Genomic DNA, 6,074 nt, shown 5'->3' with positions numbered 1-6,074 from the left:
TTCAAAAATTCCGCCCTGCGCGCCGGCGCGGCAAGCCGCCCTATGTGTTTTACACTTATTTGAGCACCGACGACCAGAACGCCTTCATGTCGTTCCAGGAGGCCGTATCGGCGGCACCGTTGTAACGGATCGGCATCTTGAATTTCTGGCCGGTCTCGGTAGCCGCCGGGTTGGTGAAAGCATGCGTCGCATCGGCGTAGACCTTGTCGGTATGGGGCACGCCGGCGCTGTCGAGGCGGCGTTTGAACAGCTCGAACTTGTCCATCGGCACAAAGGAGTCAGCGGCACCGTGGCAGATCAGCACCTGGCCGTTGTAGGCACCTTTGGCCCAGGCCGTGTCGGGGAAATCGCCATGGAAGGAAACCACGCCCTTCAGCGGGAGCCCGAGGCGTGCGGCATGGAGCACGGCCGACCCTCCGAAGCAATAGCCCATAGCGCCGAGACGGCTGCTGTCGGCTTCGGTGCGGCTGCGCAGGTACGTGAGCGCCGCGTCGATGCGGCCGGCGAAAAGTGCCGGGTTCGTATAAAAGGGCATGGCAAGCGCCTGGGCTTCCTGCGGGTTGGCCGCTACTTTGCCGTCGCCGTACATGTCGAGAGCGATGGCCATATACCCGAGGTCGGCAAGCTGGCGGGCGCGCATTTTGGCGTAATCGGTCAGTCCCCACCACTCGGGCACCACCACGATGGCGGGCCGGCGGGCGGACGAAGCCGAATCGTAATACAGGAAGCTGTTGAGGGTGAGGCCTTCGGCGCGAAGGTTCACCGCTTCCTCTTTAATGGCCGCGGGTCTGGCGGCGCTTTTCCCGTCGGCGGTGGCGGTAGGTTCGTTGTTGGAGCAGGCTGCCAGCACCAGGAGGCTCAGCAGCGAAAAAGCAATACGCGGAAATTGCATAAGGGCGATTTTGGTTTTCAGATGAAATGCTTTCGGCGCTAAGATAATTTCGGGACGCCGTACAACGTTACAACGCCGAAGCGCATCTTTCGGTTGACCGTATCTTTACCCGAACCCCCGGTTTATGAAAAAATACCTCCTGTTCCTTTTGCTGGCCCCCCTGTTTTCCGATGCCCAGGATTGTGCGATGCTCCGCCGCAGCCGCGACCCGTATACCAAGGAGGTGCGCATCACCACCGGCCAGATGCTGGTGGGCGGCCACAAGCTCAGCGTGGAAGCCACCAGCAAGGAGATCGACTTCTTTTTCGTGCTGTCGGCCCCCGGCGCCTGCTTCACTGAAGACTCTACCGTGGTGGCCAATTTCGACGGCACGAAGCTGCGGTCTACCTACCGCAATGGGGGCACGATGAACTGCGAGGGCTTTTTTCACATACTCTTCCGCAACGGGCAGGAGCCGGTGGCCGGCCTGCGCAAAATGCTCGACAACAAGGTGCGCCTGTTCACCTTCGGTTCTGGTAAGGACGCCCTTGTGATCACACTGACCGAAGAGCAAAAAGACATCCTTCAGAAATCCCTCACCTGCCTCGTTGCCGAAGCAAAGGGCCTGCTGCCACCGCCGCCGGCGCAATGAGCAAGCGGGTGGTCAGGGTGATCGGTAAGTGCTCACGCACCCGCCGACAAATTTCCCCCTTCTATCGAAGCTGTTTCGCGCATTGTCGCTGTATTCGTAGGTTTGTGCCTCGTTAAACGTCCTCGTGTAAAATCCAACAGCATGAAAAAGTATTTCTCTGAGAAGAACGCCCTGACCGTTGTGGTCTGCCTCTTTTGCCTCATCATGATGTTCGTGGCCTTCTTTGTAAAGGAGTCGCTTTGGGAAACCATCGCGTTCGCCCTGGCCTTCAGCTTCGCGGTTGAAACCCTTTGCCACCGTGTTCGTGAAAACCAACGCTCCTGACCCGATAAAACTGATTGAAAAAGCCCCTCGTCTTTGGCGAGGGGCTTTTTTTATGCGTTTGGATCTTTAGTTGACATGATACGTCGTGAGTTCCTGCACCACGCGCGTCTGCGGCGCACCGGGCATGCCGGCTTCGCTGTACACCGCGATGATGCCAACGCCTTTGGCCGAATAGTAATCGTAACGGGCGGCCGTGCCAATGAGGGCGTACGACAGCTCGATGTAGGAGTGAATGACTTTGTAGTAGGTAACGCCCTGTATCGTTTTGGTCTGGTTGGTCGCAACCACCCGGCCATCGACGGTGGCGGCAAAGCCGTTGGCGCTGCCGGCGTTGGCCGTCCAGGTAGTGCCGGCCGTTGTGTCGCGGAGGTAGAGGAATTCCAGGCGCACGCTCGGGGCGCTCACCAGCGCGAGGAAGCGGTAGTCGACGGCGTCGTGGCCATAATAACCCGTGTCGATGCCGTTGGACGTGGGTTGTACATAAACCGCGCTGAAGGTGCGGCCATTATAGGGAAGCGTATTGGCGGTGACGGTGTAGGTCTGCACGTTACCGGTCGTCGAATCCTTCATCTTCCACCAGTTGCCGGTAACGAGGGGCATGTAGCTCGAGTCGGTCACGGTGCCACCGGTAGAACCACCATTGCCGCCGTTATTGCCGCCATTGTTGCCCCCGTTATTTCCCCCGTTGCCGGTGGTTGTGGTGGCGGGCAGTACAGTATCCACTTCTTTCTGGCAGGAAGCAAGGCCAACGACGAGAATGAGGCCTGCGAGCAATGGTTGGTAGGTGCGCATGCCCAAAAATAACGCTCTTTTCGGTTTGTCAGTTCCGAAACTCCTGCGCGATCATCAGCCCGTAGAGGCCGCCGTCGAGCACGCCGATTCCCAGGCGCCCGAAGGAGGCGTGGAGGATGTTGGCGCGGTGGCCCGGCGAGTTCATCAGCCCGCGGTGACAGATCTGCAAGGTCTGCCCGAGCGCCAGGTTCTCCCCTGCCGTGAGGAAGCGCACGCCGGAGGCCTGCATCCGGTCGAAGGGATCTTTGCGTTCGGGAGTGTAGTGGGAAAAGTAGCCGCGGGCAAACATATCACGGGCATGGGCACGGGCTACGGCGGTCATTTCGGGATCGGGCTTCAGCGCGGGAAGTCCCTGCTGCGCGCGCTCTTCGTTCACCAGCTCCAGCATCCTGCTTTCGAGGTCCGGGCGGGGTTTGGGGCTTGCCACTTTGAAGTGGAGCGCCACGGTTTCGTTGGGACGTACCTCCGTGCCCACCGTCGTCATGCTGTTGCGGATCGCTTCGTCGAAAATGGGCGCCAGGCGCCGGTTGGCCCACTCGGCCTCGCCTGCGAGCATCCCCGCGATGCGGCTGTTCTGCGATGCCGCGGAAAGTTTATCGGAAATCGGCACCGTCAGCAGCAGGCCCGCGATGAGGATGGCGTACACCGCGCCGTTCACCAGCCCCGGCAACATGCCCAGGGCCCGGTTGACCGGCTGCCGGTCGAAGTCGCTCCAGCGCGCCAGGGCCCTGCGGATGCCGAAGGAAGAGACGCCCCGCACAACGAGCAGCAACGCCACGAACGACAGGGGCTGCGCCCACACACCCACCGACGGAATCACCCCCTTCAGCCAGCCGGCCACGTAGGGGTAGGCGGCCCAGGCAATGGAAAGGCTCAGCGCCCAGGCCAGCAGCTCCAGCACGCCGGCCAGGAAGCCACGCTGAAAGCCGGCCCATACCGATGCGACCAAAACGAGCAGGAGGAGGATATCCACGAGGTTCATACTACCATTCCGTTAAAACATGATGCCACAATTAAGCAGCCAGGTCCAAAATGGGAAGTCTGGAGGGGGGCTTCCATTTTACTGCGGTATGGTGATCCGGAAGGTCGCGCCCCCGCCGGGTGTCGATACGGCTTCGATGCGGCCGCCGTGGTTTTCGACCACCTTCCGGCAGATGGCGAGGCCCAGGCCGGTGCCTTCAAACTGGTTGCGGCTGTGGAGGCGGCTGAACAGTCCGAAAATCTTTTCGGCATAATGCTCGGGAAAGCCGATGCCGTTGTCGCTGAATTCGAGCTGCAGGTAGCGGCTTGCCGGCGCCAGGCGCTCGGCGGTTTCAGGCGCGTTGACATAGCTGTGCCGCACGTGAATGACAGGGTTGGTGCCCGGCCGGATGAACTTGAGCGAGTTGCTGAGCAGGTTTTGAAAAAGCTGGCGAAACTGGAAGGGGATCACCACCGCCTCCGGCAGGCCGCCGTAGTGCAGCGTGGCGCCCGTTTCCCGGATGCGCGATTCGAGCACATCCACTACCTCGCCCAATAAGCGCTCCAGCGAAACGGGCCGCGCCTCCCCTTCCTTGCTGAGCGAGGAAAATGCAAGGATGTCCTCGATAAGCAGGCGCATCCGCCGGGCGGCATCCCTGATCCGCCCCAGGTTCTTCAGGCCCGCGGGCGTTAGCGCCGCTGATTCTTCGTTCTCAATAAGGCCCGAATAGAGCGCGATCTTGCGCAAGGGCTCTTTCAGGTCGTGCGAAGCCACGGAAGCGAACTGCTGGAGTTCTTCGTTGGAGCGTTCGAGCTCCAGTGTTTTGAGCAGCAGCGTTTCTTCCATCCGCTTGCGGTCCGATACGTCCTGGATGACACCGAGCATACGCAGCGGCTGCCCGCCTTCGTCAAAATGCACCACGCCCCGCGCCCAGACGGTCTTCACCTGCGCGCCCGACTGCAGGCGGAATTCGCACTGCAGCTGGCCGCCGGCAAAGGACTCGGCGATGGCGGCCTGCAGGGCGGGGCTGTCCTCTGGGTGCACGAGGTCGAGAAAAAGTTCCAGGCCGACCGGTTCGTTGCTGCCGATGATCCGGCGCATCTCGGGCGAGCTCCGCGTCTGGTTGCTGGTAATATCCCAGTCGAACGACCCGAGGTGCGCAATGGATTCGGCTTCGAGAAGCTGCGTCTCCTGGCTCGCGATCCGCTGGCGCAGCAGGTCGATAAAATTGACCATCGACGAGGTCGTAAAACCCATCAGCAGCCGGTCGATCTCGCTCGTCAGCTGCAAGGCGGTGCTGAGGTCGGTAGTATACTGCGGGATGAAGCGCCGGAGGGCTTCGGCGCGGATGTGGTTGAGCACCGTGATGTCTTCCACCAGTACGTCGTAATAGTGGAGCACCTGCAGCTGGTTGCTGAGCCAGCGTTCGGTGGCCACGCGGATCATCGAAAGGCCGGCATTGTCGGCAAGGCATTTCAGGAACTCCGCCTGGGTGCTCCGGGTGATCTCCATCAGCTCCTCGAAGCTATAGCGGCTCAGGTGCTGCAGCAGGGGCAGCTCGAACTGCCGCGACAGTTCGTATTGCGCACGGGCGAAATCTTCCGTATGCCCGTCGAGAATGAGGCGGGCAAGCGCAGGGAGTTGCTCGAAGCGGTACATGTCCGGGTACGCTTCGTAGATCCGCGGAACGCCGGGCTTGCGGGAGGAGGAATGGTCGTTGGGCAAAAGGAGCGCTTTGCCGGTACGGTAAAAAACTCGTTCCAGCTTGCTTATTTCGCAGGAACCGCATCGGCAAGCGGCAGTGGTCCCGTTTCGGGGCTATTCATAACCCATTGATCTGCAATTTGTGATGGGGCTTGCGGATTCCGCTGGCCCCTTCACAACTTTGAAAAGGTGCCCGCGGTTTCCGCGGAACTCTTCCCAGGTTCGAAATGGTGTCCGCAGAATCCGGCCATGCCTTCACAAAAAGGAACAGCCGTCGGCGGAATTTCTGAATACCTTTTCAACTTTGAAAAGCCTGTAAAAGAAGATCGACCCATGCTGCGTCTGTTTACACGGCTGGAAAACAAGAAAAGAACCTGAGCACAAAGCTGGCTAAGGACGCAGGGATACTGTTTTTGAGAAAACGATGTTTCTATGCCCCGTTGTTGCTGTTCGTCATTTGCGACAGCCGCTTATTGCTTTGCCTTCTCCGCGTTGAAAGGATTTCTTTCCTGTTTCGCGATCAAATAATCCTCAATAACCCTTTGAGGCTGTCTAAAATTAAGTGGTTGATTACCTGATGGTAAGTACTGCCTCGAAGAGGCAGCATGTTGGTAGCCCCGGGTGAACCCTATCATGTGGACACATTTTGGTAGGCAAGACCGCGCCCGTAAAGGGCGCCATATCGGTAGCCGGCAGGCGCAGCCTGCCGGTAAACGGCGGTACGGTAACGATGCGCCCCGAAGGGGCGCCATATCGGTTCCGGGGTCCGA

At 59.9% G+C, this 6,074-nt stretch carries 6 protein-coding genes; 2 read left to right on the top strand and 4 right to left on the bottom strand.

What is annotated here, in order from left to right:
* Positions 1-55: 55 nt before the first annotated feature.
* Entirely contained in the window at positions 56-892 is an 837-nt protein-coding gene (locus E0486_RS18310; protein ID WP_243697478.1) for a dienelactone hydrolase family protein, read from the bottom strand.
* 124 nt (positions 893-1,016) lie between these two features.
* On the opposite strand from E0486_RS18310, the gene E0486_RS18305 reads away from it, so the two are divergent.
* Positions 1,017-1,523, top strand: a complete 507-nt coding sequence (locus tag E0486_RS18305; RefSeq protein WP_131854478.1) for a hypothetical protein — start codon at positions 1,017-1,019, stop codon at positions 1,521-1,523.
* A 141-nt stretch (positions 1,524-1,664) separates the two neighbouring features.
* Positions 1,665-1,847 (top strand): hypothetical protein, encoded by a 183-nt coding sequence (locus tag E0486_RS18300; protein WP_131854476.1) that lies wholly within the window; start codon positions 1,665-1,667, stop codon positions 1,845-1,847.
* A 66-nt stretch (positions 1,848-1,913) separates the two neighbouring features.
* Here the strand turns inward: E0486_RS18300 and E0486_RS18295 are convergent, their stop codons facing one another.
* From E0486_RS18295 to E0486_RS18285, 3 genes are all read right to left on the bottom strand, one after another.
* Positions 1,914-2,639 (bottom strand): hypothetical protein, encoded by a 726-nt coding sequence (locus E0486_RS18295; RefSeq protein ID WP_131854474.1) that lies wholly within the window; start codon positions 2,637-2,639, stop codon positions 1,914-1,916.
* 28 nt (positions 2,640-2,667) lie between these two features.
* Positions 2,668-3,621, bottom strand: coding sequence for a CvpA family protein (locus E0486_RS18290; RefSeq protein ID WP_131854472.1), 954 nt, complete (start codon positions 3,619-3,621; stop codon positions 2,668-2,670).
* A 78-nt stretch (positions 3,622-3,699) separates the two neighbouring features.
* Positions 3,700-5,325 carry a sensor histidine kinase gene (locus E0486_RS18285; RefSeq protein WP_131854470.1) on the bottom strand — a complete coding sequence of 542 codons (1,626 nt, stop codon included), beginning with the start codon at positions 5,323-5,325 and terminating at the stop codon, positions 3,700-3,702.
* Between the last annotated feature and the right edge of the window lie 749 nt (positions 5,326-6,074).

Source organism: Flaviaesturariibacter aridisoli (assembly GCF_004343705.1).
In the GTDB taxonomy this organism is placed as follows: Bacteria; Bacteroidota; Bacteroidia; order Chitinophagales; family Chitinophagaceae; genus Flavisolibacter; species Flavisolibacter aridisoli.
The sequence above is the reverse complement of the archived record's forward strand: the minus strand, read 5'-3'. Positions and strand labels throughout refer to the sequence as shown.

What these genes read in the sequence shown, in the direction of transcription:
- E0486_RS18290 (WP_131854472.1), bottom strand. Translation starts at nt 3,621, where the DNA reads ATGAACCTCGTGGATATCCTCCTCCTGCTCGTTTTGGTCGCATCGGTA.
- E0486_RS18305 (WP_131854478.1), top strand. Translation starts at nt 1,017, where the DNA reads ATGAAAAAATACCTCCTGTTCCTTTTGCTGGCCCCCCTGTTTTCCGAT.
- E0486_RS18310 (WP_243697478.1), bottom strand. Translation starts at nt 892, where the DNA reads ATGCAATTTCCGCGTATTGCTTTTTCGCTGCTGAGCCTCCTGGTGCTG.
- E0486_RS18295 (WP_131854474.1), bottom strand. Translation starts at nt 2,639, where the DNA reads ATGCGCACCTACCAACCATTGCTCGCAGGCCTCATTCTCGTCGTTGGC.
- E0486_RS18300 (WP_131854476.1), top strand. Translation starts at nt 1,665, where the DNA reads ATGAAAAAGTATTTCTCTGAGAAGAACGCCCTGACCGTTGTGGTCTGC.